38 protein-coding genes and 2 pseudogenes are annotated in these 25,518 nt (G+C 55.0%); 24 read left to right on the forward strand and 16 right to left on the reverse strand.

Annotated features, from left to right (window positions below; translation table 11 throughout):
- Positions 1-67: 67 nt before the first annotated feature.
- A complete protein-coding gene (locus LDH74_RS20980; RefSeq protein ID WP_226042718.1) occupies positions 68-937 on the forward strand; it encodes a ParA family protein in 870 nt (289 codons plus the stop codon).
- Positions 934-1,350: a hypothetical protein gene (locus tag LDH74_RS20985; protein ID WP_226042719.1), complete on the forward strand. Its 417-nt coding sequence runs from the start codon at positions 934-936 to the stop codon at positions 1,348-1,350. The genes LDH74_RS20980 and LDH74_RS20985 overlap by 4 nt, the downstream gene beginning before the upstream one ends.
- A gap of 222 nt (positions 1,351-1,572) precedes the next feature.
- Here the strand turns inward: LDH74_RS20985 and LDH74_RS20990 are convergent, their stop codons facing one another.
- The 8 genes from LDH74_RS20990 to LDH74_RS21025 are packed head-to-tail and all read right to left on the reverse strand — an operon-like array spanning position 1,573 to position 4,295.
- Complete coding sequence (locus tag LDH74_RS20990) at positions 1,573-2,022, reverse strand: hypothetical protein (RefSeq protein ID WP_226042720.1); 450 nt, start codon at positions 2,020-2,022, stop codon at positions 1,573-1,575.
- Positions 2,019-2,285: a hypothetical protein gene (locus tag LDH74_RS20995; protein WP_226042721.1), complete on the reverse strand. Its 267-nt coding sequence runs from the start codon at positions 2,283-2,285 to the stop codon at positions 2,019-2,021. The genes LDH74_RS20990 and LDH74_RS20995 overlap by 4 nt, the downstream gene beginning before the upstream one ends.
- On the reverse strand, positions 2,275-2,742 hold the full coding sequence (locus LDH74_RS21000; RefSeq protein ID WP_226042722.1) for a hypothetical protein: 468 nt from the start codon (positions 2,740-2,742) through the stop codon (positions 2,275-2,277). Before LDH74_RS21000 ends, LDH74_RS20995 begins: the two co-directional genes overlap by 11 nt.
- Positions 2,735-2,887: a ribbon-helix-helix domain-containing protein gene (locus LDH74_RS21005; protein ID WP_226042863.1), complete on the reverse strand. Its 153-nt coding sequence runs from the start codon at positions 2,885-2,887 to the stop codon at positions 2,735-2,737. The genes LDH74_RS21000 and LDH74_RS21005 overlap by 8 nt, the downstream gene beginning before the upstream one ends.
- Positions 2,888-2,942: 55 nt before the next feature.
- Positions 2,943-3,359 (reverse strand): hypothetical protein, encoded by a 417-nt coding sequence (locus LDH74_RS21010; protein ID WP_226042723.1) that lies wholly within the window; start codon positions 3,357-3,359, stop codon positions 2,943-2,945.
- Between the two features lie 2 nt (positions 3,360-3,361).
- Complete coding sequence (locus LDH74_RS21015; protein WP_226042724.1) at positions 3,362-3,724, reverse strand: hypothetical protein; 363 nt, start codon at positions 3,722-3,724, stop codon at positions 3,362-3,364.
- Positions 3,721-3,960 carry a hypothetical protein gene (locus LDH74_RS21020; RefSeq protein ID WP_226042725.1) on the reverse strand — a complete coding sequence of 80 codons (240 nt, stop codon included), beginning with the start codon at positions 3,958-3,960 and terminating at the stop codon, positions 3,721-3,723. Before LDH74_RS21020 ends, LDH74_RS21015 begins: the two co-directional genes overlap by 4 nt.
- The gene (locus LDH74_RS21025; RefSeq protein WP_226042726.1) at positions 3,957-4,295 is read right to left on the reverse strand and encodes a hypothetical protein; all 339 of its coding nucleotides are present in this window, start codon (positions 4,293-4,295) and stop codon (positions 3,957-3,959) included. Before LDH74_RS21025 ends, LDH74_RS21020 begins: the two co-directional genes overlap by 4 nt.
- Before the next feature lie 113 nt (positions 4,296-4,408).
- Here LDH74_RS21025 and LDH74_RS21030 point away from each other — a divergent pair, with 113 nt between their 5' ends.
- A complete protein-coding gene (locus LDH74_RS21030) occupies positions 4,409-4,618 on the forward strand; it encodes a hypothetical protein (RefSeq protein WP_226042727.1) in 210 nt (69 codons plus the stop codon).
- A 27-nt stretch (positions 4,619-4,645) separates the two neighbouring features.
- Here LDH74_RS21030 and LDH74_RS21035 read toward each other — a convergent pair whose 3' ends face one another.
- On the reverse strand, positions 4,646-4,936 hold the full coding sequence (locus LDH74_RS21035; RefSeq protein ID WP_226042728.1) for a hypothetical protein: 291 nt from the start codon (positions 4,934-4,936) through the stop codon (positions 4,646-4,648).
- Between the two features lie 179 nt (positions 4,937-5,115).
- Here LDH74_RS21035 and LDH74_RS21040 point away from each other — a divergent pair, with 179 nt between their 5' ends.
- From LDH74_RS21040 to LDH74_RS21075, 8 genes are all read left to right on the forward strand, one after another.
- Positions 5,116-5,703 carry an HD domain-containing protein gene (locus tag LDH74_RS21040; RefSeq protein ID WP_226042729.1) on the forward strand — a complete coding sequence of 196 codons (588 nt, stop codon included), beginning with the start codon at positions 5,116-5,118 and terminating at the stop codon, positions 5,701-5,703.
- Between the two features lie 44 nt (positions 5,704-5,747).
- Positions 5,748-5,951, forward strand: a complete 204-nt coding sequence (locus LDH74_RS21045; RefSeq protein ID WP_226042730.1) for a hypothetical protein — start codon at positions 5,748-5,750, stop codon at positions 5,949-5,951.
- Between the two features lie 168 nt (positions 5,952-6,119).
- Complete coding sequence (locus LDH74_RS21050; RefSeq protein WP_226042731.1) at positions 6,120-6,314, forward strand: hypothetical protein; 195 nt, start codon at positions 6,120-6,122, stop codon at positions 6,312-6,314.
- A 159-nt stretch (positions 6,315-6,473) separates the two neighbouring features.
- Positions 6,474-6,749 (forward strand): hypothetical protein, encoded by a 276-nt coding sequence (locus LDH74_RS21055; RefSeq protein ID WP_226042732.1) that lies wholly within the window; start codon positions 6,474-6,476, stop codon positions 6,747-6,749.
- Positions 6,750-6,755: 6 nt separating this feature from the next.
- Positions 6,756-7,133, forward strand: a complete 378-nt coding sequence (locus tag LDH74_RS21060; RefSeq protein WP_226042733.1) for a hypothetical protein — start codon at positions 6,756-6,758, stop codon at positions 7,131-7,133.
- 31 nt (positions 7,134-7,164) lie between these two features.
- Positions 7,165-7,308 carry a hypothetical protein gene (locus LDH74_RS21065; RefSeq protein WP_226042734.1) on the forward strand — a complete coding sequence of 48 codons (144 nt, stop codon included), beginning with the start codon at positions 7,165-7,167 and terminating at the stop codon, positions 7,306-7,308.
- Positions 7,309-7,568: 260 nt separating this feature from the next.
- Complete coding sequence (locus LDH74_RS21070) at positions 7,569-7,784, forward strand: hypothetical protein (protein ID WP_226042735.1); 216 nt, start codon at positions 7,569-7,571, stop codon at positions 7,782-7,784.
- 98 nt (positions 7,785-7,882) lie between these two features.
- The gene (locus tag LDH74_RS21075) at positions 7,883-8,596 is read left to right on the forward strand and encodes a hypothetical protein (protein WP_226042736.1); all 714 of its coding nucleotides are present in this window, start codon (positions 7,883-7,885) and stop codon (positions 8,594-8,596) included.
- A 514-nt stretch (positions 8,597-9,110) separates the two neighbouring features.
- On the opposite strand, the gene LDH74_RS21080 is transcribed toward LDH74_RS21075, so the two are convergent.
- On the reverse strand, positions 9,111-9,563 hold the full coding sequence (locus tag LDH74_RS21080) for a hypothetical protein (protein WP_226042737.1): 453 nt from the start codon (positions 9,561-9,563) through the stop codon (positions 9,111-9,113).
- A 60-nt stretch (positions 9,564-9,623) separates the two neighbouring features.
- Between LDH74_RS21080 and LDH74_RS21085 the strand changes: the two genes are divergently transcribed.
- From LDH74_RS21085 to LDH74_RS21105, 5 genes and pseudogenes are all read left to right on the forward strand, one after another.
- Positions 9,624-9,767, forward strand: coding sequence for a hypothetical protein (locus LDH74_RS21085; protein ID WP_226042738.1), 144 nt, complete (start codon positions 9,624-9,626; stop codon positions 9,765-9,767).
- A gap of 150 nt (positions 9,768-9,917) precedes the next feature.
- Positions 9,918-10,259, forward strand: a pseudogene (locus LDH74_RS21090) (transcriptional regulator); the annotation flags it as partial.
- A gap of 104 nt (positions 10,260-10,363) precedes the next feature.
- Positions 10,364-10,585 carry a hypothetical protein gene (locus LDH74_RS21095; protein WP_226042740.1) on the forward strand — a complete coding sequence of 74 codons (222 nt, stop codon included), beginning with the start codon at positions 10,364-10,366 and terminating at the stop codon, positions 10,583-10,585.
- Between the two features lie 558 nt (positions 10,586-11,143).
- On the forward strand, positions 11,144-11,710 hold the full coding sequence (locus LDH74_RS21100; protein ID WP_226042741.1) for a hypothetical protein: 567 nt from the start codon (positions 11,144-11,146) through the stop codon (positions 11,708-11,710).
- Positions 11,703-12,149, forward strand: coding sequence for a hypothetical protein (locus tag LDH74_RS21105; protein WP_226042742.1), 447 nt, complete (start codon positions 11,703-11,705; stop codon positions 12,147-12,149). The genes LDH74_RS21100 and LDH74_RS21105 overlap by 8 nt, the downstream gene beginning before the upstream one ends.
- 1,308 nt (positions 12,150-13,457) lie before the next feature.
- Here LDH74_RS21105 and LDH74_RS21110 read toward each other — a convergent pair.
- Positions 13,458-14,525 (reverse strand): hypothetical protein, encoded by a 1,068-nt coding sequence (locus tag LDH74_RS21110; protein WP_226042743.1) that lies wholly within the window; start codon positions 14,523-14,525, stop codon positions 13,458-13,460.
- 169 nt (positions 14,526-14,694) lie between these two features.
- Here LDH74_RS21110 and LDH74_RS21115 point away from each other — a divergent pair, with 169 nt between their 5' ends.
- The 4 genes from LDH74_RS21115 (at position 14,695) to LDH74_RS21130 (ending at position 18,070) form a co-directional block, all read left to right on the forward strand.
- Entirely contained in the window at positions 14,695-15,108 is a 414-nt protein-coding gene (locus tag LDH74_RS21115) for a universal stress protein (RefSeq protein ID WP_226042744.1), read from the forward strand.
- A 79-nt stretch (positions 15,109-15,187) separates the two neighbouring features.
- Positions 15,188-15,697 (forward strand): HPP family protein, encoded by a 510-nt coding sequence (locus LDH74_RS21120; RefSeq protein ID WP_226042745.1) that lies wholly within the window; start codon positions 15,188-15,190, stop codon positions 15,695-15,697.
- Between the two features lie 235 nt (positions 15,698-15,932).
- Positions 15,933-16,964 carry a hypothetical protein gene (locus LDH74_RS21125; protein WP_226042746.1) on the forward strand — a complete coding sequence of 344 codons (1,032 nt, stop codon included), beginning with the start codon at positions 15,933-15,935 and terminating at the stop codon, positions 16,962-16,964.
- Positions 16,965-17,233: 269 nt separating this feature from the next.
- Positions 17,234-18,070, forward strand: a complete 837-nt coding sequence (locus LDH74_RS21130) for a formate/nitrite transporter family protein (RefSeq protein WP_226042747.1) — start codon at positions 17,234-17,236, stop codon at positions 18,068-18,070.
- A gap of 410 nt (positions 18,071-18,480) precedes the next feature.
- Here LDH74_RS21130 and LDH74_RS21135 read toward each other — a convergent pair whose 3' ends face one another.
- The 3 genes and pseudogenes from LDH74_RS21135 to LDH74_RS21145 form a co-directional block, all read right to left on the reverse strand.
- On the reverse strand, positions 18,481-19,002 hold the full coding sequence (locus tag LDH74_RS21135; protein WP_226042748.1) for a GNAT family N-acetyltransferase: 522 nt from the start codon (positions 19,000-19,002) through the stop codon (positions 18,481-18,483).
- A gap of 66 nt (positions 19,003-19,068) precedes the next feature.
- Positions 19,069-19,890, reverse strand: a pseudogene (locus LDH74_RS21140) (IS5 family transposase).
- Between the two features lie 754 nt (positions 19,891-20,644).
- Positions 20,645-21,076 carry a universal stress protein gene (locus tag LDH74_RS21145; RefSeq protein ID WP_226042749.1) on the reverse strand — a complete coding sequence of 144 codons (432 nt, stop codon included), beginning with the start codon at positions 21,074-21,076 and terminating at the stop codon, positions 20,645-20,647.
- A 413-nt stretch (positions 21,077-21,489) separates the two neighbouring features.
- Between LDH74_RS21145 and LDH74_RS21150 the strand changes: the two genes are divergently transcribed.
- Positions 21,490-22,671, forward strand: coding sequence for a tellurite resistance/C4-dicarboxylate transporter family protein (locus tag LDH74_RS21150; protein WP_226042750.1), 1,182 nt, complete (start codon positions 21,490-21,492; stop codon positions 22,669-22,671).
- A 46-nt stretch (positions 22,672-22,717) separates the two neighbouring features.
- Here LDH74_RS21150 and LDH74_RS21155 read toward each other — a convergent pair whose 3' ends face one another.
- Entirely contained in the window at positions 22,718-22,885 is a 168-nt protein-coding gene (locus LDH74_RS21155) for a cytochrome b/b6 domain-containing protein (RefSeq protein ID WP_226042751.1), read from the reverse strand.
- 206 nt (positions 22,886-23,091) lie between these two features.
- On the reverse strand, positions 23,092-23,916 hold the full coding sequence (locus LDH74_RS21160; protein WP_226042864.1) for a UbiA family prenyltransferase: 825 nt from the start codon (positions 23,914-23,916) through the stop codon (positions 23,092-23,094).
- 234 nt (positions 23,917-24,150) lie between these two features.
- On the opposite strand from LDH74_RS21160, the gene LDH74_RS26515 reads away from it, so the two are divergent.
- The 3 genes from LDH74_RS26515 to LDH74_RS21170 all read left to right on the forward strand — a co-directional run bounded on the left by LDH74_RS26515 (position 24,151) and on the right by LDH74_RS21170 (position 25,367).
- On the forward strand, positions 24,151-24,366 hold the full coding sequence (locus tag LDH74_RS26515) for a PLP-dependent transferase (RefSeq protein ID WP_255681007.1): 216 nt from the start codon (positions 24,151-24,153) through the stop codon (positions 24,364-24,366).
- A 34-nt stretch (positions 24,367-24,400) separates the two neighbouring features.
- A complete protein-coding gene (locus tag LDH74_RS26520; protein ID WP_255681008.1) occupies positions 24,401-24,643 on the forward strand; it encodes a PLP-dependent transferase in 243 nt (80 codons plus the stop codon).
- A 421-nt stretch (positions 24,644-25,064) separates the two neighbouring features.
- Positions 25,065-25,367 (forward strand): PadR family transcriptional regulator, encoded by a 303-nt coding sequence (locus LDH74_RS21170; protein WP_226042752.1) that lies wholly within the window; start codon positions 25,065-25,067, stop codon positions 25,365-25,367.
- Positions 25,368-25,518 lie beyond the last annotated feature (151 nt).

Here is a 25,518-nt window from a genome sequence, read left to right on the forward strand (position 1 = left end):
AGCACAGCCAGTAACACTGGCCTGTCTGCCGAGTATTTATGTAGGCATAGGCCGACACTCTGCCTGTATGATACCCTACACGGTGTGGTCGGAGGCCGGCGGCGTCGGCAAGACGACGCTCGTCGCGAACCTCTCTCGCGCACACGTCAACCGCGGCCAGAAGGTGCTGGTAATCGACATGGACCCACAAGACGGCGGATTGACCCATCACTTCGGACTCGACGACGACAAGGGAAGCGCCGACGCGGACAATCTCGTGATGCACATGATCGGTCGGCCACGGGGAGACTTCGGCGATCTCGTGCGATCGAGCGAAGGCGTCGATGTAATCCCGAGCCACAATATGCTCGGGACGCTCGACGACCTCCTATCCAAAGCCCAGGAACTCGAGGAAGACACGAACCCGGACCCGGAATACGAGTTTGAAAAGGAACGCCAACTTCGGCGCGTGCTCGTCGACGCTGGCGTCCCCTCGGAGTACGACGTTATCATGATCGACCCGCCCGCATCGGAGGGCCAGCACTTGTACAACGCCGTCTACGCGACGGGCAACCTCCTAATCCCGTTCGAACCGTCCCCGAAAGGCGAGCGGAGCGTTCAGGGATTGCGAGACGTAATCAACGGGTTCGAGGACGAACTCGGCGATATCGACGTGGGCGTAATCGGAACTGTCCCGAATAAGCTCAGTGGGACGAACATCAACCAGAAGTATCTCGATGCGCTCAAGGATGAAGGACTCCCGATCGCGCCGGTATCGATCGGTGAACGTGGGTCCATGCTCGGCGAAGCGTGGGACAACCAGGTATCGATCTACGAGCTGGCAGAGAACGATTCGTACCGCGACCTCCGCGACTACGAGCAACCGACGATCGAGAAATTCGACGAACTAGCGGAGTACATCACCGAACAGTTCGCCGCAACCGAGGCTACAGCATGAAATCAGGCACAACCGATCCGTTCGCGAATGACGACGAGGACGAACAGACAGCAGAGTCAGACAGTACCGACAGTCAGACTGACGAGTCAGACTCGCCCGAACAGTCCGACAGTCAGATGGATCGCACCGACGAAAATCAATCGCCCTCTGGCGGTAATACCAGACAGTTTGACCGGTCAGACTTACCGCGAATACTCGGCCGCGAGAAGGTCAAAGACGACCGCGACGACGTGCATCAACTGTTCGTCTACGAGGACACCGACGAGTTAGAAAAACAGTCTCGCCGCGATCTCGAAGACCGATTCGACGACGACATCTACAAGCTGGACGCTCGAGAGGCGATCTACCGCGCGGGGATGGAGAACTTAGACGACGCCGAGAAGATCCTCCGCGAATGGGGCGCGGATTTCTGACTATCGGTTACTTTTGAACCTGCTGCTTGGGGCCGGCAGCAAAACACCTCTGCGAAGTAAGTCAACGAACAGGAAGAAAAGGAACCACAGGCAAAACAGCTGTGGAGCTAGGTCAAGAGAGACGAAATTACCGATTCCGTCTAGCAGGGCCGTTCCTGTATACATATCTGTACCAACTGGATCATTTGCATTAACTGTATAGGGTGGATGTGGTACGAACAGTCACTCGCCGTCGATTTCTCGTCGAACGAACTCCGGCGCATCCTCGAGACACACGACCCGCGACCGGTGGATCTGACACTCCAGTTCGCGGTCGTCCTCGCCGTAGACGTTCTCGAGGTTCGCATCCATCATCCCGCGGGTGTTCGCAACATGGTCCCACGACCCGCTCGGATAGGTCGACCACAGGTGATACGGCCCGTCGTAACCGTCGTACTCGCCGTCGCGATCGTAGGCGAGCCACCACTCGTGGTCGGTCGACGTTGCGAAGTAGACGGCCACCGCCGCGGCCTCGAGAGCGAGTCGCCACGCTGTCGGTTCGATCTCGTCGTTCCGATTGCGGCCGTCGATTACGCCGACGACCGGACGGACGTCTGCCGACGGCACGAACGGTGTACCAGACGATTCGACGAGCCGCTGGCGGGCCGTGGCGGGCTGGCGGTGGAGACTCATTCCGAATCACCGTCCTCGAGCACTTGCCGTTCCTCCCACTGTCGGGCGACCTCGCCCGCCGACGGGAGATACCACCCGGCGAGCACGGAAACGAAGACGATCAATGCGCCACCGATGGCGGCGGTGAAATACGGGTTGGGAACGTCGTAGACGCCAAGCCCGACAAGGGCCGCACCAACGGCCGACCCGCCGAAGGCCGACCCGACGATTCCGAAGGCAAAGGCCGTCCCGGTCCGATCATGGAGTGGGTCGTTACTTCCCATCCGAATCACCTGCTTGCACGATCTCGAGTTCGAACTCATCGACAGTGCCCGCATCGTCTTTCGAGACGACGCGATACGGCCCACCGTCTTTGACCATGTCGGGTGAGAGTTCGAACGTCACGAGGTCCGGGTACTCTTCTTCCATGAATCGGTCGTCGGATTCTCCCTCGGCGATTTGGTCGTGACCATCGAGTAACAACACCTCATACTTGAGCGGGTCGTAGTCGGCGTCCGTATCGAATCGAATGCCTAGTTGTAGGCCCTGATAGGTCTGGAGTATAATTGACCAGAGCATCTGTGCCTCGAATAGCTCGAAGCCGTGGTACACCTCGCTGTTGCCAACGCCCGCCACGGTGTAGTCGGTGATATCTATCTCGTCGCCACCCTCGTCCCCGCTGGCCGTACACCCCGCGAGTGCGACCGTGCCCGCGGTCGCGAGCAACGCACGTCTACGCATCGGAATCACCCCGCGTTTCCTCAGACACGAGCTGTGCCAGCGCCGCGCGGATCGCTTCGCTTCGATTCGGGAACTCGCCCGAGTCGACCAGGGCGTCGACGCGCTCGAGTTGGGACTCGGTCTCGCGGAAGGTCACCCGGTCCATCGGCTCGCCGGTCGTCTCACGGTCGCGGTGGGTGGTCGTGTGTTGGGTGGACATCTTAGGCGTCACCTCCGTAGAACCCGATGGCCTCGCGGAATGCTTCGACCGTCGCTTCGGGGTCGCAGGTATCCATTTCGAGATAGCACACCCATTCACCGTCGCGGAGTTCGTAGAAGCGCCAGCCTTCCCGATCGACGCGGACCCACACCTCCGCACAGACGGACTCGCCGTAGCGCTTGACTTTCGCTGCGTACTTGCGCTTCTTCGCCGCCGGGAACCGATTCGTTTTCACCTGAACGAATCGAACCGGCCACGGATCTTTCGCGGCGAGTACGTCGATGAACCCGAGCGGGTCGGTATTCGAGTAGGCGTCGACCTTATCGACGTTACCTTTCCCGTAGACGCGACCGAGGATATTGGCCGCCTCGCGTTCGTTCCGTGCGCCCTTTTCGTTCGTGGATTCGGTTGACGACATGATTAGGCCTCACCCTGCCCCACCCAGGCACCGATGAACGACCGGCGTCGGTGTTCGACCGTCTTCAACGGCTCGCCACACTCGAGACAGATATCGTACTGTTTCGTCGTGACGAGTTCGGCACGCACGCGCCGGAGTGGCGTGGCGTCGGTCGCGAGTAACTGGAGTTCGCCGTTTGGACCGGGTGCATGCAGGAGGTATTGACCGTCGCCCTCGAGCGCTTCGATTCGCAGTTTCGGGCCGTAGTATGTCGGAATCCGCTGGAGAACCTCGCAGGCCCCAAGCGTCTCGACGCGGATCTCGTCGGTTTGCTCTGCTCGCATCATGACTGTCTTCGATCCGTGGCTCGTCTCGCCGTCGCTCATGCTGTCACCTCATGCCGAGCGCGGACGTGCTCTGGTAGCTCCGGGTGCCGGGTCATATGCCAGCGCGGGAAGTACCGCCACTTCCGGTAGGTGCCGACGCCGACACTTCGCCCGTCGCCCCACCGATCCGGGCTCGCATCCGCCGCACACGAGCGACAGGTTTTGAACGCCCAGAACAGGTAACTCTCGTCTTCGACGGATTTCCCACAGCGGGTACAGCGGCGATCGTCGCTCATACCGAACCACCGGGGAGCACCGGATTCTCACGTTCGGCGGCGTTCGGTTCGACCTCCCGCCAGACCGTCTCGTGACTCTCGTCCTCGAAGGTCTCCAGTCTCGTTTCGTGGCTGTTCTTTTCCTGTTGGACGCGCTGTTTCACCGAGTAGCGATCCGACGAGCGGCCGGACTTGCGGTATGACCACTCGCAGTCGAGACACTCACCGACGAATACGACGGGCTCGCCGGTACAGTCGATACAGAGGAACCGGCCGCCGGAGACGCCCGCGGTCTCGCCGTCGGCTTCGTGATACTCCCCACACTCGGCACAGTGGCTGCCGCGTTCGTTACTCATCGTTTCCCCCGGAGCGTTCAGTACCCGTATGAAGTGAACGAACAGAGCGTTCAGAGAATTGGTCTGAGATTTCATGCTGGTTGCTTATCTTGAGCAGAAGCGTGCATCCCGCTATGGGTGAATACAGTGACCGCTTAGTGATACTGTTAATCGCAGCTACTGCCCTCATTGGCCTCTTGGTAGGATTGATAGGCAGCTTCGTGGAAGCCTCAATAGGCGGACAAACAGAAGACGCGATATTCGTAGCTCTTGGCGTCTTGCTTCTGATTATATTAGCAGGGATCTGGTTCGAATTCAGAACAACTGAAGACAAAAACGGCTGAACAGTACCGCTCGAGGAGTGTGCGCTGTCACCCATCGATCTCACCCCGCTCCCGCTCGAGTTCCCACTTACCAACCACGTCCACTTCAACGCACGAGTGCGAGCAAATCAGACCGACCTGCCCGCGCAGCACCACGCTGCACTCGAAGTCGAACAGTTCGTGGTATCTGACCGTCTGCCCGTCGGAGTCCTCGAAATACCACTCGAGGCCCGACTCACTATCTCGACACCAGAGGACCTCGCCGTCCCCACAGTCGGCCAGCATCGGGCCGTCGGTGTGTTGCTGTACGCCGCCGGTTCGCTTCGATTCCGTGCTCATGTCTGAATCTCCGATTCCGGCCGTCTCGTGTGTGCGAGCGGCCCGAATCCTATGTATATTCTATGTGAATCTTATGTAAAAGTGTATCCCCGACAGGCGGCACGCTCGGATGGTCGAGACTAGCGAAAACGCTGTCTGTCGGGGGAAGTATTTTCTAGTAGCCTCTCGGACTGGTTTCTATGGCAGACTTATCGGCCGACGAGACGAAGCGACGACTCCCGACGCTGGAACTTATCGACGATAGTGCCACCAAGATGGTCACGACTGCGATCTCGAGTCAAGCGCCGGATTATTTTTGGACGGTCCCCGCAAGCTCATCCGGGTACCATCATCCCGCCTGTCGCGGCGAGCGCGGGCTGTGGGCGCACACGCTCATGCTCTCGACTGTCGTGGACCGACTCGCGGATACCTACGTCGAACAGGGACTCATCGAAAAATCGGAGGTCCCGCTGGCACACGCGGCCGTCGTGCTCCACGACCAGCGAAAGAACGGCGACCCGGCAAATCCCGAACCGAAATCGACGCAAGACCACGAACTCCGAATGGCGCGCGTGATTCGCAACTCGGAACTCGACGTTCGGGTGGCCGACGCCGTCGAGAGCCACATGGGCGCGTGGTACGCGGATACGCAACCCGAAACGCCGCTCGACCAGCTCGTACACACCGCTGATATGGTGGCGAGTACCGAGTCGATCACTCCCGGCGTTCAGGGGCCGATTCCCGAGGAACTCGAGCACTGCAATCTCGAGGCTGTGGATCTGCGATAGTCTGACGGCAGCAGTATTTTGGTACGCGGTTGTGACCCTTTAGTATGGCCGACGACTCAACGACCGTCAACCCCGGCGCGGAGGATATGATTGAGTTCTCAGTCGCTGAGACCGAGTACGAATTTCCGAAATCTCATATCCCAGCGCTGAAAGCGCTGTTCGAATCGATCGAAATTGAGGGTGCTGATGAACCCGATATTGAGTGGTCGGCCAACGGCGTCCGGGCAACGACTGTGGACGAAGAATAGCTACTCTCACCCACTGAATCACGCCCGAAGCGATATTACACATGGCATTGCGTCCCCACACGGCCGGCCGTGGCGACCGGCCGAAAAGGGACATCCAGGGACACCACGGCATCCGCCGTTCCCCCTTTCGGCGATGGAACTACGACCACAGAGCCCCGACTATCGCGTATGTCCGAGATCCCCGACACCGACGACCTCGAGTTGCTGGATACCACCGAGGGAATTGAGTTCTACAAAGACGGCGAGAACGTCGTCGTTTCGAGTGAGTCCATCCGCGCGGGAGAGGACGGCGTCCAAATCACTTACAACTCGCTCGTGAACGCCGTCGTGGAACTGCGAGACCAGTATCGAGAGAGCGAGTGAGTATCTCTCTCACCCACTGAGTTTCACCCAAACCGATATCCCACGGGACATGAACACTCTGCATGGCCGGACGGTCGGCCAAACAGGGAGACGACGCAACCACGGTCCCCGCCCGCTTTCGGCGATGGAACTACGCCCTTCGAGTCCCGACTCTCTCGTATGTCCACGCTCCGAACCCAACAGTTCCGCGGTCGCTCGCCACCCGATCGCGATGGCTGGCAGGTCCCAACAGTGGCTCGTCGAACGACCAACCACGACGGGTCGGCCGTCTGTGCCGTCACGGGCGAGACCGTCCCACTGACCGAGACGCACTTCTACGTGACGCTGCGACGGCAGACGTCGTCACTGACCCGTTCCGACGAGTACGAGTCACTGATTGTCGTCGACGGCGCGCTCGGCGAGCTGGATGAATGGCTCGAGGATGGCGAGGAGTAGGAGTGGATGGTTGAGCTATCGATTCAACTACTCCAGTTCCTCGGAGTACTAATTCCAGTGATGTTTGCGTCGATCCGCTTTGTCCACAATCAGACAGGGGACCAGAGAGTTCTGAAGGGTGAAACTCTCTCAACTACCGAGTCTGAGGACGGCATAACCTCCAAGACGATCCTTCCGTATTCGTCGATTCAGTTAGGTGCCACATTTGTTCTGTTACTACTCTCGCTATTGTTGTTGCTGGCAAATATTGGACGCTACGTGCTTTTAGGGCGGACCTCGGATATTGTCTTACTCCTCGCAATTGGAACTCTTTTTCTCGGCGTGGTTGCACTTGGCATATTCATTCTAAACTCACTTCCCCGGAGCAAAATCGGGTTCATGTAGTTTTTATCGGAAGCCGAGCCCAACCCCGCCGATGCGAACTCCACAAGAAGACTTGCTCGTCGTCGAGGCGTTCGTCGAATACCACGCGGATCGAATGGACGTCCAACCCGAACGGGCGGCTCGAGCGTGGGTGCTGGCCGGCGATCTCGCCGGCCAGATACTGCAGATATTCTAGCGGAGAACGTCTTGATTCAGGGTTTTACCACACGCATCAGCGAAGAACTTCGGACCACCGATCTCCATGACAATCCCGAGCACGATGATGTACCGTTTCCGGGCCATGAATACTATCGTAAGTAAATGAACGCACTCGATTACTGCACAAACGACGCAGTTTACGTCCTCCGGCGCCTTCGTCATCATTTAATAACAACTGTTTTTTAACTGATGGTATGAAAAGAAAAACATAAATACTATTAGTTATGTCTGTAAGTCATGGCTAAGGACCATATCCCCGCCGGTGGCAGTGCTGGACGAAGAAAATTTCTCCAACTGGCTGGAACAGGAATAGCCGGTACAGTTGCTTTTAGTGGTATAACAGCAGGACAAGTTAGTGATGGTGATCAGCCACAAAAAAATGGTTTGTTCGTGACGCAACTGGTGATCCAACGGCGTCACATCAATTCGTTCTTAATCAGTCAACTAGTTTAATGTGGTATGGTGCCGCCCTTCATCCAGTCGGTGATCGGTATGTTCATGACTTTGCACTAACTACCACCCAAGTTGGTACTACTAGCGGTGGAGATGTCATGAATGACCATATTAGTGGCACTTCATGGGAAATGACAACCCTTCAAGGTGGTGATTGGCGTATTTCTCCAAAAATAAGTCAGGATTATTCCGGAGTCGGCCCAAAAAATAACGGCGATTTTGTTCCTGACTGGTTTGAAATACCCTTTGATCTCACTCTAGGAGCGTTACATCCTGCTGTTGCTACCCTCCTTGTCCTTGACGATGTTATGGAAATGACAAAGGTAAGCAATAATCTCCAAGAGAAAAGCGATGGATGGACAATGAACCACACATCGGCAATCATCGGAAACTGGAAAAAGGCTAGCCATTGTCAACGCTTTACAGTTGAAGTTCCGATGGATTATGATCCATATGCAGATCATCTGGAGGTCATATCTAGAGGAAAAGAAAGTGGTATTAATGGTTCTAGTGCTGAGGTAGCTTTCGAAGTATCATTTGGTTCTGATGAATTGAGTGGGCCTATAGTGGGACTACAGAGTACAAGTAGAACGAACCTGAGTGCTGATGGGTCGAGTACTACCCTAGCTCCTGATAAAATTGAACAGTCAGATAAATTCAAGACAAAGATGGTTGATCCCTCTACTCTTCCTTCAAATCTACAGCAGGAGGTTGTTGGGGATCAATCTGAATTAAGTACTCAAGGTACTGTAGATGAAGTGATGTTTATCTCTGAATGGCCAATTGGAATATCGGCCTTCACCAAGAACTGAATAGACTATTAGTGACTTTTTTATTGAGCGGTTTCAGATGTAGGTCTATCTTCAACCCAGTTTCAACTCAACTGACTAGAGAAAAAGTGATGATTATAACACCAATTAGAACCTGCAAATAACCAAATAATTGATACATTCGAACACCTCCACTTTTCATTTCCATTTCCTTAGATACTCCTGGCCAATTTCTAATACGGAATACAATCTGAGGATGTTTTATCCAAATGTAACCCAATGAAATGAACACAACTCCTGCTAATATATGCCAAATCATTTCGGTTACACTACGTCTTTCTTTCTATTAGCATTTTCCATTTCAACGTGTATAACTATTTAATATTTCCCTCTAAGCAGTAGGCGTATTCCTGTTCCCCACTTACAGAGGTAATCGTAAGTGGCGACTGTGGCGTTCTGTTTGTCTGAATACCAATTAAATTCGACGTTGTACCGCTTCGGCCACGAATCCACGGTCGACATGATCGATTTGATTTATGTGTTACAGTAGTAGGAGTCAGCGTTTGGCTCTAGCGTCGACGTAGTGTTGGACCAGGTGCCGGGGCAGCTCAATGACGACTATGAAGTCCATGAGGCTACCTGCCCGTTGAACCTCAACTTCGAAGTTCTTGCGCCCCAATCCCAGCGATCCAGCCAGGTCCTCGAACGACTTGCGCTCAACGGCGGCGAGCCCGACCGATCGACGCCAGGGATGTGCGGCTCGAGTGGCGGGTACTCGACCATCCTCATTTGGAAAGACGCCGCGCCGGTTCCGCAGGGTTACGCCGGACGGAAATATCACGCCCTCCGGTGTGCCTGCCGTCGACAGCGTGAGGACTGGGGTTGAGGGACGGTGAAACCGCTCGCACCGGCGCTCGGCTAGATTCAAGCGTATACTGAACCCGGCGACCGCGTACTCGTCCCGTGTGCCGGCACCGCGCTGGTCGCGATCGACTGTGGTGTTGCTCATTCCCTCAGAGGGATGGAGGAAGCGTGTACAAGCAATACACGCTCTCCAAGACTGATCATTATGCCACTCCTAGACGTATACGAACACACGTTTGACGAAGACGTCCCCCTCTCTCGACAGCCGCCTGTCGGAGACGGGGACAGCGACGAACAGATACTGCCCTACGACCGCCACAACGCAGACAGCAACGCCGAGGAGGATTGATCCTCACCATGACGATTGAAATCCAGAACAGGATGGCGTGGGTGGCGGCGAGCGTGGGGTCGAAGATGGTTGGGGTGCACGGGGAGTGACTTTGAGCGATATATTTTGCCCAGAGGAAGAAATAGGTGTTCCAATTTCGTTGATAGGAGTATGACAGACGATGTCCGTCGCGACGTCCCACCCCCGTTCGATAAAGCATTCGAAGGCGAGGACACGAAGCAGCGCGTGTACGGTGCGGTGTTACACGCTCGAGAGCCGATGACGGCCGCCGAGATCGCCGAGCGGGCAGACTGCTCGGGGGAGTCGGCACGGACAGACCTGTCCTTCTATGCCGACCTCAGCATCGTCATTCGGCATGAGGGCCGGCCAGTCAGATACGAGCGCAACGACGACTATTTCGAGTGGCGGCGGGTCAACAAGCTGGCGCGGGAGAACACTGTCGACGAGTTGCAGGCCCGCCTGTCGGAGTTGACCGACCGGATTGAGGAGTACTGCGGGGAATGATGGATTTTGTACAGAAAAAATGTTCTCCGAGAACTTATAATATGCCGGACCAATGTCGAAATATGCGTTCGAATATGGGAAAGCGACGGCACGTGTCCGACGCAACGTGGCTCAAGCTGAGTAGTGAAACTCTGAACGGGATGATGGTCGCTGCACTCCTTGCTACAGCAGCGTCCTTCTTCCTCATTTCCTCTGGGATGCCCGAAACAGCGATCATACCGATCGTCTCAGTCATCGTCGTGATGGCGGTTGGATTTGCTTTGGTCAAGGTTTTCGAGCATTTCAGAGTTGAAGGAGCACCGCTGACTGCATAAGCCTGGCTTTCAATATGTCCAGAATACCGTTTTCTCGCAGGTAGTTGTAAGCTCGTTTGGCCTTCGGTTTTTCAAAAAACTTGCGCTGATACCCACACGTCGAACAGGAGTAGATAGCTCTCGAGCCCATAGTCATCCCCCGAACGCCCCCGCAAGCCGCTCGCGCATGTACTCACCTGTGACGGTTATGGGCTCGTCGTCGACACGATTGCGGCGTCGCCGGCGTTTCACGCCGGCTTCCAGTGGGACCTGCAGTTCCGTCCGGCTCACGCGGTTCCGAGTCGAACTCGACCATCTCGAGGGCTCGCTACAGCTGTGTGCGAGGTGTAGTCCCGGTTGGCCAGCTACTACTGGACACGTGACCTCAGGAGCACGTCGTGAAGACTGACTAAGTACTGGATGCGGACGTGAGAACATGCTGGAGATTCCTGTTGAGAAAGAAAATACGTCGATAGTTCTGAATAGAGAACGACGTGACTCGCTGAACGAAACAGAAATAATTCAGCATGCGGTAGATATATGGCCGATCATATCGTAGTTGGATGTAGGTGAGCACTGATGGACTTAACTGATACTCCCGGCGACATTCGCGATTCAACTGAGAGTCCGCCTGATTTTACCGAATGGGACTCACCTGAGGAGGTCTTGAAGGGAGGCCCAACACGAGAACGATTGCTCAGTGTTATTTTACAGCTACGGACTCCGACGAAAGTGTCCGAAATCGCAGAGCAAGCAGACTGCGATACTGAGACTGCAAGGGACTACCTTGACTGGTTCACCTCGATGGGAATGACCCGTGAGATTTCGGGGCGACCTGTGAGATACGAACGCAACGAATCGTATCTACAGTGGCGCAGAGTTGAGCAAATCCGAGACCAATATTCTGAGGCAGAGATCGTCAAAGAACTCAAAGAGACGATGAAACAAATCGAGGAATATCGTGCCCAGTTCGATGCCGACAGTCCGGAAGACGTGTCTTTCATGGAGAGCACCAAGGAAGCGTCGGTCGAAGAAGTGTGGGAAACACTGAGTGAGTGGAAAACGCTCAAGCAACGTGCAGAGCTGTTAGATACAGCGCGTCAGAACGGCCATCCCTCGAGTGGCGGTGCCAAAGTCGATGCCTGAACGCCGGCCAGCTGACGACGATACTGCCCCAGAGGTCGGTGGCATCGATACCGACATTCTCGAGCAAATCGGGCTGCATCTTGAACGAACCAACCGCTTTGCAGAGACCGTCTTTCAGCCGGAGTACGCACCGAGTTCAGTCGTCGCAGAATACGACATGGGGTACTTTCCAACTGCTATCGAACGTGCGTATCTTCAGGTCCGATGGTATGAGACAGACGATTTTAACATCCACTACTCCGAACAATACGACACTGAAGACCACTGGGAGTGTCGGTGGGACCGCCATCCAAACGATCACAACACCCGCTCGCATTTTCATCCACCTCCAGATGCAGCGACACCTGGGGACGATGTAGAGTACGCAGAAGACTGGCGAGATATACTCTCGGACGTACTCGGCGACTTAGACGATCGAATCGAAGCGTTTTGGGAATGATAATCGCTAAGACCATTGTCGAGGCACAATTCGCCGACTCAACGGTAACGGGTTTGCTTCCGATAACCATCTTAGATCTTTTTCACTAAGCTCTGAGCTCAAGCAAGCCGCTCTAATTTCGATGTGAGAGGGATCTATCTGATCGACTGGCGCTGTTTATCGCCCCAAAAGCGGTGAAGGGGCTGATCAGTTGTCCTCTTCGGAGTTATCGATGGCAACGAGAGACATCTACACGACGACGTTTGGCGACGGCGTTCAGACGACTGCCCGGACTGTGGCGGCAGCGTACGAACAACTAACTACGAGACGATACGCGAGTAGTTGGGAGAATACTGTTTGGAATTGGAAGGCTTACGATCCAAGATTCTCACGGGTTAACAACAATAGTTGCTGCTATCGGACTTGCGTTGCTTGTTGCTGGAACTACGTATACTGCTGCTGCTGACGGTTCCATGCTGTTACGGATGCTACTTGCCTTTGGAGCGCTTGTCGCTGTTCAACTCCTATTTTTCAGCAGCATCCTCTTCTGGGTGGGTGTCACCGCGCTCGCGTTGATACTATTCAGCATTATCTATAGCAGAGTCAACTAACATATATTTGTCGCTATTGTCAAAATTTATCAAACCGATTTGGTCAACGTTACGGTTATAGAAACACAATGCTAATCAGGTGATCGCCACGTCATGGCGACGGCCAGGCCACGTTGATAGTAGCGTCCTCTTCGCGAAGTACGGCTTGAACTGATCACACAGGTCTCGAACTGTATGAATCGAGCAAGCGGGTGCGACGGATACTCGAGGCTGCACCTGCTTCGAACACCGATGCCAGCTCCGGATCAAATCCGTTATCATCGATACCCATTATACTGGTTCTGGCCGTTCAATATAATAAACAAAGTGTCTCATCAGTCGTACACATATTGTCATACGTCCAATTATCAAGCCAAGTTGTGTTGAATTAGTCTTCAAATATGGATTTAGCCGCAAGGACTATTACATTCGGAAATAGAGGACGGATTGCCCAACAGGGTTTGCACACACCCCTTCGCGTCGCTCTCGATCCGGCGCGCCAGTGAGGACGATCACACGTCCTTATTTCCATTTACTATCCACTACTTAGTAGATTCCAGATCGATCAGTACTTAACAGTAGAAAGTATCACAGTTCCTTTATTCAGAATGTTCCGTGAAGTTCGCGGTAAGTACAGGTCAGACAGGTAACGGAGAAGCGATCAGTCTTACTGCCATCTATTTTCATACTCTTGTAATTTGAACACACCGGTCGACAAGCGAGAGAGCGGCTCAATTTGTCATTCCTCGTCGTCCCTGAGGGCCATCGCCTCCTCAAAGTCGACGCGCGGTACGAACGGGCCGAAGTCGGCGGTTCGTGACGCGATTGAGGCTATTCGGAACGTGTAGACCACCAGGACGGTAAACGGGAGGAAGACGAAGGTGACGACGCCGCTGACGATGAGGACGAGCATCGACGGTGTCCCGGCAGTCTCGATAATCGTCGGATACGTCATCATGAAAATCCCACCCCCTAGCAGCGTCGGGAAGCCGACGACCAGCAGCACCTTCGAGAGGTGCGCGAGTTCGTACTGCATGTACAGCGTCTTGAACGTCTGGCGGGCGATCGCGAGCTGCCCGAGCAACTCGACGAGCGAGTCGAGAGTTTCGAGGTTGTCGGCCGAGAGGTCGTCGGCGTAGTGTGCACGGATCTTCCGGGCCGCGTACAGGTGAGCTCCGTTGAAGTGGCCGAGCACCGCCGACAGCGTATCGAAGGTCCCGAAGTCCGCCCCCTCGAGCGACGCCGAGACGAGTTCGCCCTCGGACTCAACCGCTTTGACGAACTCCCTGACGACGGTACGGTCCGGATCAGCCAGCCGACCGGTGGCCGGGTCTAGTTGCCCGGTTCGATCAATGACGGTGTCGACGAGTAGCTGGAGGAAGTCAGCGGGGGCTGCCGGACTGACCGGCGTCTCCGTTAGCGATTCGACCTTCCGCCGGTAGGTCGCCATCTGCTCGAACCTGTCGGAGAGGTCGCCGGGCCAGCCCAATTCCTGGGAGAGCACCAGCTGGTTGATCGCGAGCACGATCGTGATGAAGGGAAGGGTCCCGCCGACGATCACCGCGACAAGTGTAGTCGCGGTGGCGGGATCGGTGACCGGGATGTACCCGGCGAAACCGATGCTCGCACACGTGGTGAAGACGAACAGCGAGAACAGCGCGGTGATGACGTATCGGTTTCCGTCGAGCAGGAACCACCGTTTGACCGGCGACTCGCGGAGCCGTTCGTGGACGAGGTCGCTCCGGCTTACCACCGCGTCGATCCGTTCGCCCTCGTCAGGATCGGTCGCGTTCGCGTCCGTGGTCATGGTATCGACATCAATACAGTGGCGGAAAAGTGTGAGCGCGGCCGCTGCTCGCTCCGGGATCACCGCGTACCGACGAGGCAGATCGACCGATCGAGGACCGAGAAGGAGTCGGAACGTCAACGGAGGTTCCGGGCGACGACTGAAGGCCCCCTCGGTCGTAGGGTCTAGTATGGACAGTCCCGATCACGTACTTGTTCCGATGGACGACTCCGAGCCGGCGCGAGCGGCCCTCGAGTACACGCTGGCGGTATTTTCGGCCGAGGTGACCGTCGTCCACGCGGTCGACGACCTCGAGGCGGCCTACGCCGGCCGCGCGCAGGTGACGAGCGACGGGGATGACGCTGACAAGCCCGACTTCTTCGCCGACGTGAGCGAAATCGCTGCCAAGCACGACCGGTCCGTTGGGACGGTCGTCATCGAGGGCACGTCGGCGGACGCGATCCTTGAGTACGCCGACGCCAACGACATCGATCAGATCGTGATGGGCAGCGAGGGTCGATCCGGCGTCTCCCGGATGTTGTTGGGCAGCGTCGCGGAGGCAGTCACCCGTCGGGCGACGGTGCCGGTGACGATCGTCCCGTAGGCGACGGCGTCCGATTTCGGTCGCGTCGCCCGGCACGCCGAATCATCGATATTTTGGCCTCGAGCCCTCACTGTCTGCTATGGACGATCAGTTGGGGACGACACTCCATACCGGCCTTCTCATCTCGACAACGGCACTGATGGCGTGGCTCTCCGGCTTGCCGATGCTGTTCCCGAGTCTCGGGCCCTCGGCGTTCGTGCTCGCTCTGTTTCAGGACAGCGACGCGACTGCGCCGCGGCGGGTGATCGGCGGCCACGCCATCGGCGTCGCCGCTGGCCTGCTGGCCTATCACTCGCTCGGCGTCACGACCTCGATCACGGCTGCGGCTGAGCCCGGATCGCTCGAGGCTCTCGCGCTCGGCGCAAGTGGCGTCGTCGCAACGACGCTGACCGCGGGCGGGATGCTCGTGACCGACACCCGCCACCCGCCGGCCTGTGCGACGACGCTGATCGTCTCGCTGGGCCTGCTCTCGGGTCCGTTCGAGGGGGCGCTGATCGTCCTCACCGTTGGCGTGCTCGTCGTCGCCCACCAGCTCCTGCTGGCGACCGAACGCGCCGGCGCGCGCTATGAGCAGAGGCTCCGGTCGTAGTCCGCTGTCTTCCCATTTTCGTCTCCAATTCCCTACCAGTGGTTGGTAATTCGGTTTCTGTATTTAGAGTGGTTTGTGAAACCCATGTTCAGTACAGATGCGTACTGGTCGCGAATCATCCTATCTGGTAGCCGTGATGTCTGTAGCTCCGTGCTATCAGTGAGCAGTGGAACAAGGGACGGAACGCCAGTAATTCTACCATGATTATTTCCAATGACACCCTGTAGCAGTCACTGTGTCTGAATCAGAGAATATCTCGCCAGTGGATTCGGTGACCGACCGCCTGATGCGGTGGATATTACTTACCGGTGATCGATTCCGAATCACCGTCGCTATCACTGGGTTGGTTTTCGCCATTTTTCTTCTGTTCGGGTTCACCGGATTCATTTCGCTATCCGTCTCGGAACGGGCTGTCTGGTTTCTCAGCGGGACGATGAGCGGTCTCCTCACGCTCATCGCCATCGCCGTTGGTCTCAATCAGATCGTTCTCTCGCAGGAATTGGGCTCGCTCGATGATCTGTACGACCGGACGAAGGGAACGTTCGATGTCCATCAGCAAATCGGGGATACCACGAACGTCTCCGTGAGTTCACCACAGGCGTCAGAATTTTTCCTGCAATTTTCAAACGCCATCAACGACCGAGCGGGGGAGCTCGAAGCGGCGGGTGAGAAAGCCACCAACGAACAACTGCAAGAGGAGATCAGAGACTATACCGAAACACTCACCGAACAGACCGACAACATCAGCGCCGATCTCGAAGACCTCGGTTTCGAGCTGACCGATACACTGATCGTCCTGCTTGATTATCACGATTCGTGGCAACTCCACACGGCGCGTCGTCTCGATGCCACGTACCAGAATGAGCTTTCGGAGACCGCGATCGAGGCGCTCGACGAATTAGGGGATCTCTTCTTGGAGCTCGACGCCGCACGCGATTATATCAAATCGTTGTGGATACAGCGAGAACTCGCAGAGCTGTCGCGAATGATGCTGTACACCGGACTTCCGGCGGTCATCGTCACCACACTCGGCATCTTTATCGCCCCAGAAATACCCGGTTTCACGATTGCACGCCCGATCATTGTCGTCTTCCTCAGCGCGACCGTCGCTGTCTCTCTCGTACCGCTTTCGGTCCTTCTCGCGTACGTGGTGCGTATTGCGCTCATCGCCCAGCGAACGGCAGCGTTCGGCCCCTTCATCCCGGAAGACGAACAGCAGCGAATCAGTGGTCAGGTCACGACGGAATCACAGAAATTGGACGAGTAATACCGTGAGGTGTGGACAGCGATTATTGACTGAAGTGGGATCTCCCGCTGCTCCGTTGGCACGGTGGCGGCGATCACCGTGGGACTAAACAAGCGAAGATCTCGATTAGCTCTGTATTTTATCAGTAGATAGTAGCAGGTTCCTTTATTCAGAACATTCCGTGAAGCTCGCGGTGAGAAATGGATTTGTTGGTTATTCTCGGGCTTCTCAGCTAACTCCATAAACACCCAACTTCAAGCCCGTCCCACTGAAATCAATTTAAACAGAAAATGGACGCAGAGTCTGATGAGCCGGAGGGCGCTTCACTCTCGTATAGAAAGATCCTTGAACGGGAGATGGAAAGTGCACTTAAGGAGATTAATCGCCCTCCCAAAGGCGTGTTTCTCTCCGCCTTGTCGGCAGGGCTCAACCTGAGCTTCGGTGCCTTACTCATGGCGATGGCACTGACCTTTTCCGGGGGATTCGAATCAAAATTGGTACAGCAAGTCACGTTAGGGGGTGTGTCTTCGATTGCGTTCTTGTTCGTCGTCATCGGGCAAACGGAACTGTTCACCGCCCATTCAACGATGGCCATTCTACCGGTACTCGATGGACGAGCGACAATCGGCGAACTATGTCGCGTCTGGAGCGTCACATTCGTCGCAAATCTCGTCGGCTGCGCGCTATTTGCTGGTCTAATCACTCTTGTTGGCCCACCATTGGGAATCATCAACGCAGACGCCTTCGGAACATTAGCGTCTGCATTGCTCCCATACTCGTGGTGGGTAATCTTCCTGAGTGGGATGATTGCTGGCTGGCTAATGGGGTTAGTGACGTGGCTGTCTGCGGCTAGCCGGGACACGGTCAGTCGAATTTTCTTCGTAATTATCGTCACAGCGGTCATCGGCTCGGGACCCTTCCATCACAGCATTCTCGGAACGACGGAAGTCCTCTCCGCGATATTCTTAGGACAGGATGTCACTCTCGGTGAGTACAGCCACTTTCTCCTCTGGACGACATCCGGCAACATCGTAGGCGGAGTCGTCTTTGTCGGGCTACTCAACTATGGACATGTAGCGCTAGCCGGTGAGAAACAGGATATTGAATTCGAAGCAACAGAAGAGTAACCCCCAACTATCGCTCTGTATTCAACAGGCCGATTTTGACGGCATCCAGAGAAGCAGAGTCCTGTACCGGTAACTGTACTATCTGTACTAAGCGATTAGGCTGCCCTCTGAGTGGGCGTCATTCCATGCTACATTCGCGCGCTGCATGCAGCAACGCCTTCACCAACTACTCAACCACTGTCAGGATTGACGTGACCGATACAGAGGATGGATGCAGCAATCCGACTCCATTAGTTCCAACCAGTCTGCGATGAATCAGCCGTGAGAACAAACCTGCTTGGCTCTGTTGAAATCCTCTTCTTTAGGGACTTATCCACGTAAATCTACTGTACACTACGCGTACGTATTGACCACGGAAATTTTTATCAGGTCAAAGACGAGTTTACAGAGCCTCGTAAGATACAGCGCGCTTATCGCTCAGATTCTAAGAGGCCGAATCGGTACTCATCGACATATCTGTCGTAGCCTAACCAATGCTCTCGAAGTACGCCTTCCTGCTGGAAACCCAACTTCTCCAAGACTCGTTTGGATCCCTCATTGTCTTCGACCGTCCGCGCCCAGACCTTGTGCAGGCCTAGTTCATCGAAGGCGTGTGCCAGACAGAGTTCGGCGGCTTCCGTTGCATACCCGTTCCCCTGCTCGTCCGGCGTAATCCAATACCCGAGTTCAGCATTCCGTCCCTCCAAATCGACGTCAATGAGGTACGCGCTCCCGACGGGCGTTTCCTCCCGATAGGCAAGAAACGCATGAAAATCGTCGGCTTCTTCAATTCTTTGTTTGATGTCCTTTGGTGTGATGGGGTTGCGAATATCCTCGAACCCGCCGTGTCGCATGGACGGGTTCGTGAAATGGCGCGCTACGAACTCATAGTCCTCCGGTTCCAATGTGCGTAGCGTCAACCTTCGCCCTTCGAGGAAGACCGGTCCCGGCATACGTCAGATATCAAATGAAGACTATATAACTCATGGGGCTGGGAGACTCACCCTCTGTACTGGTCATTAGATGGCTCGGTCAAGATTGTGGACGATACACGCAAGGGCGAGTTCACGAAACTGCTTCCACCAGCGTCGTGAACGGACGAATGCACCGTATTTTCGCTTGAGACGGGAGTTCACCGTTTCGCTCTGGCTCCGTTGGCCGTAGAGTTCAGTATCCAGTCGGGCGTTCCATGCTTTCTGCAGTGATGAGAACTCACGGTGTTTGATTAGCGGACGAATCGAATTTTCGCGGGCCATCCCCCGAATCTGCTGATCATCGTATCCCTTGTCTCCAAGTAGAACTTCGACTTCAGATGCGTTGCGGTTGATGAGTGATGGTGCGATCTGCGTATCGTGTTTTCGGGTCGTTGTAATGTGGAAATTGAGGATAGCGTTCGCTCTGGTATCGACTAAGAGCGTGACTTTCAGCTGCTGAATCGTCAACTTCGCCCGTTACGTGTAGTGCTTCGAGGCGTGATTGCGGTCAAACCCCGAGGCGTCAATCCCCACAATACCGTTAGTCGGGAGCAGTGAAACAGAGAGATTGAGTAGCACTCGCCAGACTGCCATATCAAGCCTATCGAACGCTTTGCACAGCGTTGATTGGGCAGGAAGTTCAGTGAGGTTGATCGCGTTTCGAATACGAGGCATCTCGATGAGTTCGTCGAGGAGTGTACGATACGTTGTGTTCTTCCGAACTTTGAGACAGAGGAGAACGATATGCTGATGGAGCGTGTAGCGTTGTTTCGAGAACTTCGAGGAGTATCGAGCCACGGCACGTTGAGCTAACTGAAATGCTTCCTCGACAAACCGGAGCAGCCGTGACTTCGGGGGAGTCTGCATTCGGTCACACTACTGGCTAAACGTGTATCTTCTCAATGATTCCAACAGATCCTAGAAGGAACAAAAACGAATTCGGTTGGATTACAGTGGAAGAGACCAATCGTGGCCACAATCTGTGCACTCGAAGTCTGCTATTGTCCTCCCCCAGAGACGTATTTGTCCATTTGTTCTCCAAGCCCGTCATCGCATTTGGGACAACGAGCACTGATCACTCTTTAAAGACTGAAAAATTTCCTACCTTGTTATTTCTTTGGTGATCATTTTGGGTAGTACATCTCTCAGAACTCTCAGACTACTCTACGATAACTGTCTCACTTGAACTGAGCGATCTCCATCTTCACAAATTGAGGCGAATCTCGTGCTACAATCGCCGGCTGTATCCAACAGACGACTTTTGGTAGATTTTAGAGAAGTCAATAGCTGATCCGGCAGCTGGCTCGCCTGCACTGATCAGCGTAATCTCTCCAAGATGGGGTAAAGCGAAACGCAGCGACCTGCTCACTACAGGTATGAGCAGAGCCAAGCCCACGAGGTGCAGAGTTAGATAGGAAAATTATTTTCCCAACCAACTTTCTTAGTTATATGGCGTAAAAGCTACACGACTGAATATACTGCCTCTCCTGTGAGAACGCGAATATCAGCCTCCTCGCGTATAACACCATATTTAGTCTCCAGTGCTACGCTTGTTGAGTCACGGGCGAGTTCGAGTTAGGTAATTCTCCACTTCACGAACTCAGTACGGAATGAAGCCACCTTATCGAACTACAGTTACCGACAGCGGGGCTTTGCTGACAACTGTAGTTGCAACGGTACCAAGCAGCCTGTGTAGTGGACCGGGTTTTGGCCCCCCATGACCACCCATTACGACATGATCAATGTTACTTGTATCAATATAGGTGAGAATCGAGTCTGCCGGTTCACCAGTTTCGACTGCTGTTTCGATTGATCGATTCACAGCCTCACTCTGACTACGAGCGCGCTCAATCAGTCGATCAGCTCGGGTATAGGCTTCATCGAGCCGGGAATCCTCTACTTCTAAAACGCCTCCTTCACTCATGTGTGTATCAAGTGGTGTCACGACATTCAAGACGGTAATCTTACAGTCGAATACCTCAAGGGCATGTTCGAGAGCATCCTCAGCCAAGGGCGAACCATCCAGTGGAACAAGAACATGTGACGGGGCCATAGCTCCTGTTCAACGACGAGTGTATTGTATCTCACCCGGTAGTCTACTCTCGATTATTCCTATGACTGTCAATATATGCACTACCTGTACTGAACGATACCTATGTATGTTCTCTGAACTGTATACTAATCAATTTCAGTACATGAAAGAGGATAATCGATTTTCCGATAACAGGGTTAACACATATGGATGTACTATCCCGGAAAGCAGAGGATACTCAAAGTTATCCGTGAATGCGTGGAGGGAGGATAGCCATCGCTTGTGACAGGAGCTGTTGATCGAGACATTTCGGACTTGAATGAAGAACGAGGACGTTAGCTGCGTCTCAATTCTCAAACGTTGGTGACCTAGTAAGGAACGATAGTCACTTCTTTGCTGCCAAGTGAGTGAAATACGACCGAATATTTGATAGTATGAGGAACAACGACCACTTTGGGAACGACGCTTCTGAATCCGCTTCGTCGGCCACGAGCAGTCCCGCGACGACGCTCCGTGAACTCGATCCGGCGTACTTCGGGCTCGTTATGTCAACGGGAATCATCTCCATCGCGTTCCACGAGCTAGGGATCGAGACGATCTCATGGCCGTTCGCGGTGTTCAATCTCGTCTGCTACATACTCCTGATCGGCCTATTTGCATTCAAAGTAGCACTATTTCCAGGGCGTATCGTTGCTGAACTCCGCGATCGTGAGCGCCACTGGGGGGCACTCACGTTTATCGTTGGGACCAATACTGTCGGTGTACAGCTCATCCTGTTCTTCGAGGCGATTGGAATTGCGACTATCCTGTGGCTGACGACTGTCGTCGCAACACCGCTTCTGCTCTATTACTTGTTCACGACGGAGTTCATCGGCACCCGGAAATCGGCCGTGAGTGAACGCATTGACGGTGCCTTCCTCCTGGTTATCGTCTGCATGCAGTCGCTTGCGGTTCTGGGTGGGTTACTCTCGACCGAGCTCCCGTCGTACGCGGCTGATATCGTCCTGTTGAGTATGGGCTACTTCGGCGCAGGGTATGTGCTCTATTTCGTTATCGTCACGGTTGTGACCTACCGGCTTCTCGAGGGGAGTGTCCGTCCGGCGGACTGGACGGGTCCGTACTGGATCACGATGGGGGCAGCGGCAATCACGACGCTGGCTGGGTCGACGCTCGGGCCACGCCTCGAGTCGGTCGCCGCTTGGGAACCGTATGTGCCGGTGATTCTCGGCGTTACGTTCCTCGCGTGGGCGATTGCGTCGTGGTGGATTCCGTTGTTGCTCGTCATTGACATCTGGAAGTTCCTCACCGGTGACATCGAGGACAGTCCACCGGTATGGGTTGTCCTCGTTCCTTGGTCGCGGCTGGCGTTCGGTCAACGCCTGCACGTGTACGATCCGGCGGCGTGGGGACGAGTCTTCCCGATGGGGATGTATACTGCTTGTACGTTGAATCTCGCCGGGATCCAGACGTTCAGTGCGCTCCGAATCGTGCCCGAGTTCTGGGGATGGTTTGCGCTGGTTGTCTGGGCGCTTACGCTCCTCGGTGCGATCAGAGCGTCGGGACGCGCGCTGTTGCGGACGACGTTCGGTGCGATCGAGACCACTGGTTCACCATAGTTTCGGTCAAATGGTGAGTGTCAACAGCAAAACAAGGGTGTAGATTTCAGATGTCCGCGCTGCTGGGATAATAGTGGAGGACGTCGTCGCTCCAGTAGAATTTCGGGTGGCTCATGAGGATCTTGTACCCACTTCGGAACAACAGGATGGTGAAAAAGAAGTTGAACCAATGCGTGATCCGGAGCCACCAAGGGTACTCGAGACCAGTCGCCATAGTCATATTGTCGGCCGGCTGTACAATAAGACTGGTCTCTGCAGTTAACCTTCTCGGAAACGTTATGAATTCGTATAGTGTGACTCGCCCTCGAGCAGCCCGACGAGGTTATCCGTCAGATCCATGGGCTACACACTCCATTATTATGATCTTGTGTTGGTCTGTCGTACTTGGTACCGTTTCCACTCCTAAAAGATTGAAACATCCTACCAGACGAGCCACTCGGTTAACAACACGATGACCATAAGGAATACATGTTCGCCGTCGACGACAAACCCGTAGTATAATGGGCCGCGGTCCGACGTTGCGAAAGGGATATACATACTGACGTATGCGTTCATCGCGAGTACAACTAGGTACCGTCGCGGGAGCATGCCAGCTGCTATGAGGAGGACGACTGCAGCGGCGATAACGCCTGTGGCAACCAAAGAACTGATACGGGCCCACCCCGGACCGAAGCGGTTGGGGACTGTCAAAATTCCCTCTGCGTGGTCCCCCTCAATGTCTTTTATGTCGAAGATCACTGCAGCGATCGTGATCATAGTCGTGATATAGACGAACAGAAACAGAACCTCGAGTGAGCGGAGTTGGCCGTAATAGTAACCGACGCCCAATGGGATCGTGCCCCAGGCGAGACCGACAACGAGATTTTTCACGAAAAATAGTCGTTTGACGCCGCCGACAGAATACAGTAGGACGACCACCAGCGGTAGGAATAGGTATGCAGCCCCAGACAGGCCGAGCGTAATCGCAACGCCGACAGCGGCGATGTAGAGCGCAATACCGGTGACCAGCCAGTACCGACCGTACCGCTTCGTAAACGCTGCACGCTGGGGGACATTCTGCTTGTCCTCCTCGATGTCAGTGAACCGATTGACTGTATAGACGAACATCGTAGCCGCGAAAACGATAAACAGTGGCAGCGGCTCAAGCGGAAGATTCGCAAGAAAGATCGTCGTGACGGCGACACTGACCGTCGCCAGTGAGATGAAAAGGTTGCTATGAACCAGGAAGCGAAGGACGGAAATTATCAATGACGTCAAGCCCCTCCTCCACTGTATTCTGGTTGGATTATGCACGGAAAGCCTCGTATACCCTATGGAGAGGCTGACTTTGAATGCTGTGCCGGCCTCGCACGAAGTTGGGCGACACCACCGTGTAGCTGGAGCCGGTCGTGAGCATTGTTCGACTTAGGGCTGATCGGGTTCTCGTATGATCATTACGCTTCGTTTTTGAATACGCGGATAGTCGACTCGTGTAATCATATGGTGGATCCAGATAACCACCCGAAACATGGTACCCACTTCAATTGGACTAACATCGGTGCGACCAATGCCGGCGACGTCGTCTCGCCGATCCACCTTTCAACGACCCACGATATGCACAGTCCTAATGACTCGAATCACGGCTACAAGTACACCCACTTCGGAAACCCCACGCGTGACGTCCTTGAGGACCGGCTCGCCGAGGTGTGTGGCTGAACATGCAATTGCATGTGCGTCCGGAACCGCTGCGATGGCAGCGACCTGCCTGTCAGTCGTCGAGGCCGAAGATCACGTCGTCGCCTTCGACGGAATCTACGGCGGGCGGCGGTTGCTCTTCGAGGATCTGCTCGTCGATTCACTCGACGTTACACTCGACTACGTGGATGCGACGGATACGGATGCCGTCGCCGCGGCAGTTACCGAAGATACGCGTTGGTTTGGATGGAATTACCGACCAATCCGTTACTACAGCTTTGCGACCTCGAAGCCGTAGGCGTGATCGCAGCGGACGTCGGTGCGACGTACGTTGTCGATAACACGTTTGCAACACCATACTTCCAGCGACCGCTCGAGCACGGGGCTGACGTCGTCATCCACAGTACAACGAAGTATCTGAACGGCCATAGCGATTCGATGGGGGTGCTATCCTGACTGACGACGATGAAATAGCAGATTCGGTGCGGCACACACAGGCTTACAACCTCGGTGGAACGCTTGCTCCGTTCGACTGTTATCTCACCCTCCGTGGTCTCCGGACGTTCCCACTTCGAATGGATCATCACGAAACCAACGCCGCCGAACTCGCGCGGTACCTCAACGATCATTCCGCAACGGTACAGATCAATTATCCCTGAAGCGCGTTTTCTTTCACCAGTTCTCGGAACGCTTATAGCACTATACTCAATAATTTCGATATGTACGATTTGACTGCCTTTCAGCGTGATGTCTTGTATGCGATCGCCGGCCAAGACGAGCCCCACGGGCTTGCGATCAAAGACGAACTCGAGAAGTACTACGAGACAGAGATTCATCACGGTCGGCTGTATCCCAATCTCGACGAGGTCGTCGACAAGGGCCTCGTCGAGAAAGGTGAACTCGATAAGCGAACGAACTACTACACGATCACTGCCCGCGGCCAGCGCGAGCTTAGGGCCCGACGCGAGTGGAAAGACCAGTACGTCGATGGATTCGACTCAATCACGAAGCTAAACCGCTGAAACAGCATCTGACGCGTGAAAATTTGGCCGTTCAACGGTTCGTTCGGGTATCGGGGTTGTCGAGTACCCCTACGGTAGGTGCCCCTAAGGGGGCAGGGCAATTGCGCGGCGCGCAGAACGCACGCCGCGCTAGCGGAAAGTAAGACTGGCC

Origin of the sequence: Natrinema sp. DC36 (genome assembly GCF_020405225.1) — an archaeon.
Lineage (GTDB): Archaea > Halobacteriota > Halobacteria > Halobacteriales > Natrialbaceae > Natrinema.

Coding starts and splice junctions, on each gene's coding strand:
- LDH74_RS20980 (WP_226042718.1), top strand. CDS start 68: ATGATACCCTACACGGTGTGGTCGGAGGCCGGCGGCGTCGGCAAGACG.
- LDH74_RS20985 (WP_226042719.1), top strand. CDS start 934: ATGAAATCAGGCACAACCGATCCGTTCGCGAATGACGACGAGGACGAA.
- LDH74_RS20990 (WP_226042720.1), bottom strand. CDS start 2,022: ATGAGTCTCCACCGCCAGCCCGCCACGGCCCGCCAGCGGCTCGTCGAA.
- LDH74_RS20995 (WP_226042721.1), bottom strand. CDS start 2,285: ATGGGAAGTAACGACCCACTCCATGATCGGACCGGGACGGCCTTTGCC.
- LDH74_RS21000 (WP_226042722.1), bottom strand. CDS start 2,742: ATGCGTAGACGTGCGTTGCTCGCGACCGCGGGCACGGTCGCACTCGCG.
- LDH74_RS21005 (WP_226042863.1), bottom strand. CDS start 2,887: ATGGACCGGGTGACCTTCCGCGAGACCGAGTCCCAACTCGAGCGCGTC.
- LDH74_RS21010 (WP_226042723.1), bottom strand. CDS start 3,359: ATGTCGTCAACCGAATCCACGAACGAAAAGGGCGCACGGAACGAACGC.
- LDH74_RS21015 (WP_226042724.1), bottom strand. CDS start 3,724: ATGAGCGACGGCGAGACGAGCCACGGATCGAAGACAGTCATGATGCGA.
- LDH74_RS21020 (WP_226042725.1), bottom strand. CDS start 3,960: ATGAGCGACGATCGCCGCTGTACCCGCTGTGGGAAATCCGTCGAAGAC.
- LDH74_RS21025 (WP_226042726.1), bottom strand. CDS start 4,295: ATGAGTAACGAACGCGGCAGCCACTGTGCCGAGTGTGGGGAGTATCAC.
- LDH74_RS21030 (WP_226042727.1), top strand. CDS start 4,409: ATGGGTGAATACAGTGACCGCTTAGTGATACTGTTAATCGCAGCTACT.
- LDH74_RS21035 (WP_226042728.1), bottom strand. CDS start 4,936: ATGAGCACGGAATCGAAGCGAACCGGCGGCGTACAGCAACACACCGAC.
- LDH74_RS21040 (WP_226042729.1), top strand. CDS start 5,116: ATGGCAGACTTATCGGCCGACGAGACGAAGCGACGACTCCCGACGCTG.
- LDH74_RS21045 (WP_226042730.1), top strand. CDS start 5,748: ATGGCCGACGACTCAACGACCGTCAACCCCGGCGCGGAGGATATGATT.
- LDH74_RS21050 (WP_226042731.1), top strand. CDS start 6,120: ATGTCCGAGATCCCCGACACCGACGACCTCGAGTTGCTGGATACCACC.
- LDH74_RS21055 (WP_226042732.1), top strand. CDS start 6,474: ATGTCCACGCTCCGAACCCAACAGTTCCGCGGTCGCTCGCCACCCGAT.
- LDH74_RS21060 (WP_226042733.1), top strand. CDS start 6,756: ATGGTTGAGCTATCGATTCAACTACTCCAGTTCCTCGGAGTACTAATT.
- LDH74_RS21065 (WP_226042734.1), top strand. CDS start 7,165: ATGCGAACTCCACAAGAAGACTTGCTCGTCGTCGAGGCGTTCGTCGAA.
- LDH74_RS21070 (WP_226042735.1), top strand. CDS start 7,569: ATGGCTAAGGACCATATCCCCGCCGGTGGCAGTGCTGGACGAAGAAAA.
- LDH74_RS21075 (WP_226042736.1), top strand. CDS start 7,883: ATGAATGACCATATTAGTGGCACTTCATGGGAAATGACAACCCTTCAA.
- LDH74_RS21080 (WP_226042737.1), bottom strand. CDS start 9,563: ATGAGCAACACCACAGTCGATCGCGACCAGCGCGGTGCCGGCACACGG.
- LDH74_RS21085 (WP_226042738.1), top strand. CDS start 9,624: ATGCCACTCCTAGACGTATACGAACACACGTTTGACGAAGACGTCCCC.
- LDH74_RS21100 (WP_226042741.1), top strand. CDS start 11,144: ATGGACTTAACTGATACTCCCGGCGACATTCGCGATTCAACTGAGAGT.
- LDH74_RS21105 (WP_226042742.1), top strand. CDS start 11,703: ATGCCTGAACGCCGGCCAGCTGACGACGATACTGCCCCAGAGGTCGGT.
- LDH74_RS21110 (WP_226042743.1), bottom strand. CDS start 14,525: ATGACCACGGACGCGAACGCGACCGATCCTGACGAGGGCGAACGGATC.
- LDH74_RS21115 (WP_226042744.1), top strand. CDS start 14,695: ATGGACAGTCCCGATCACGTACTTGTTCCGATGGACGACTCCGAGCCG.
- LDH74_RS21120 (WP_226042745.1), top strand. CDS start 15,188: ATGGACGATCAGTTGGGGACGACACTCCATACCGGCCTTCTCATCTCG.
- LDH74_RS21130 (WP_226042747.1), top strand. CDS start 17,234: ATGGACGCAGAGTCTGATGAGCCGGAGGGCGCTTCACTCTCGTATAGA.
- LDH74_RS21135 (WP_226042748.1), bottom strand. CDS start 19,002: ATGCCGGGACCGGTCTTCCTCGAAGGGCGAAGGTTGACGCTACGCACA.
- LDH74_RS21145 (WP_226042749.1), bottom strand. CDS start 21,076: ATGGCCCCGTCACATGTTCTTGTTCCACTGGATGGTTCGCCCTTGGCT.
- LDH74_RS21150 (WP_226042750.1), top strand. CDS start 21,490: ATGAGGAACAACGACCACTTTGGGAACGACGCTTCTGAATCCGCTTCG.
- LDH74_RS21155 (WP_226042751.1), bottom strand. CDS start 22,885: ATGGCGACTGGTCTCGAGTACCCTTGGTGGCTCCGGATCACGCATTGG.
- LDH74_RS26515 (WP_255681007.1), top strand. CDS start 24,151: ATGGTGGATCCAGATAACCACCCGAAACATGGTACCCACTTCAATTGG.
- LDH74_RS26520 (WP_255681008.1), top strand. CDS start 24,401: ATGGCAGCGACCTGCCTGTCAGTCGTCGAGGCCGAAGATCACGTCGTC.
- LDH74_RS21170 (WP_226042752.1), top strand. CDS start 25,065: ATGTACGATTTGACTGCCTTTCAGCGTGATGTCTTGTATGCGATCGCC.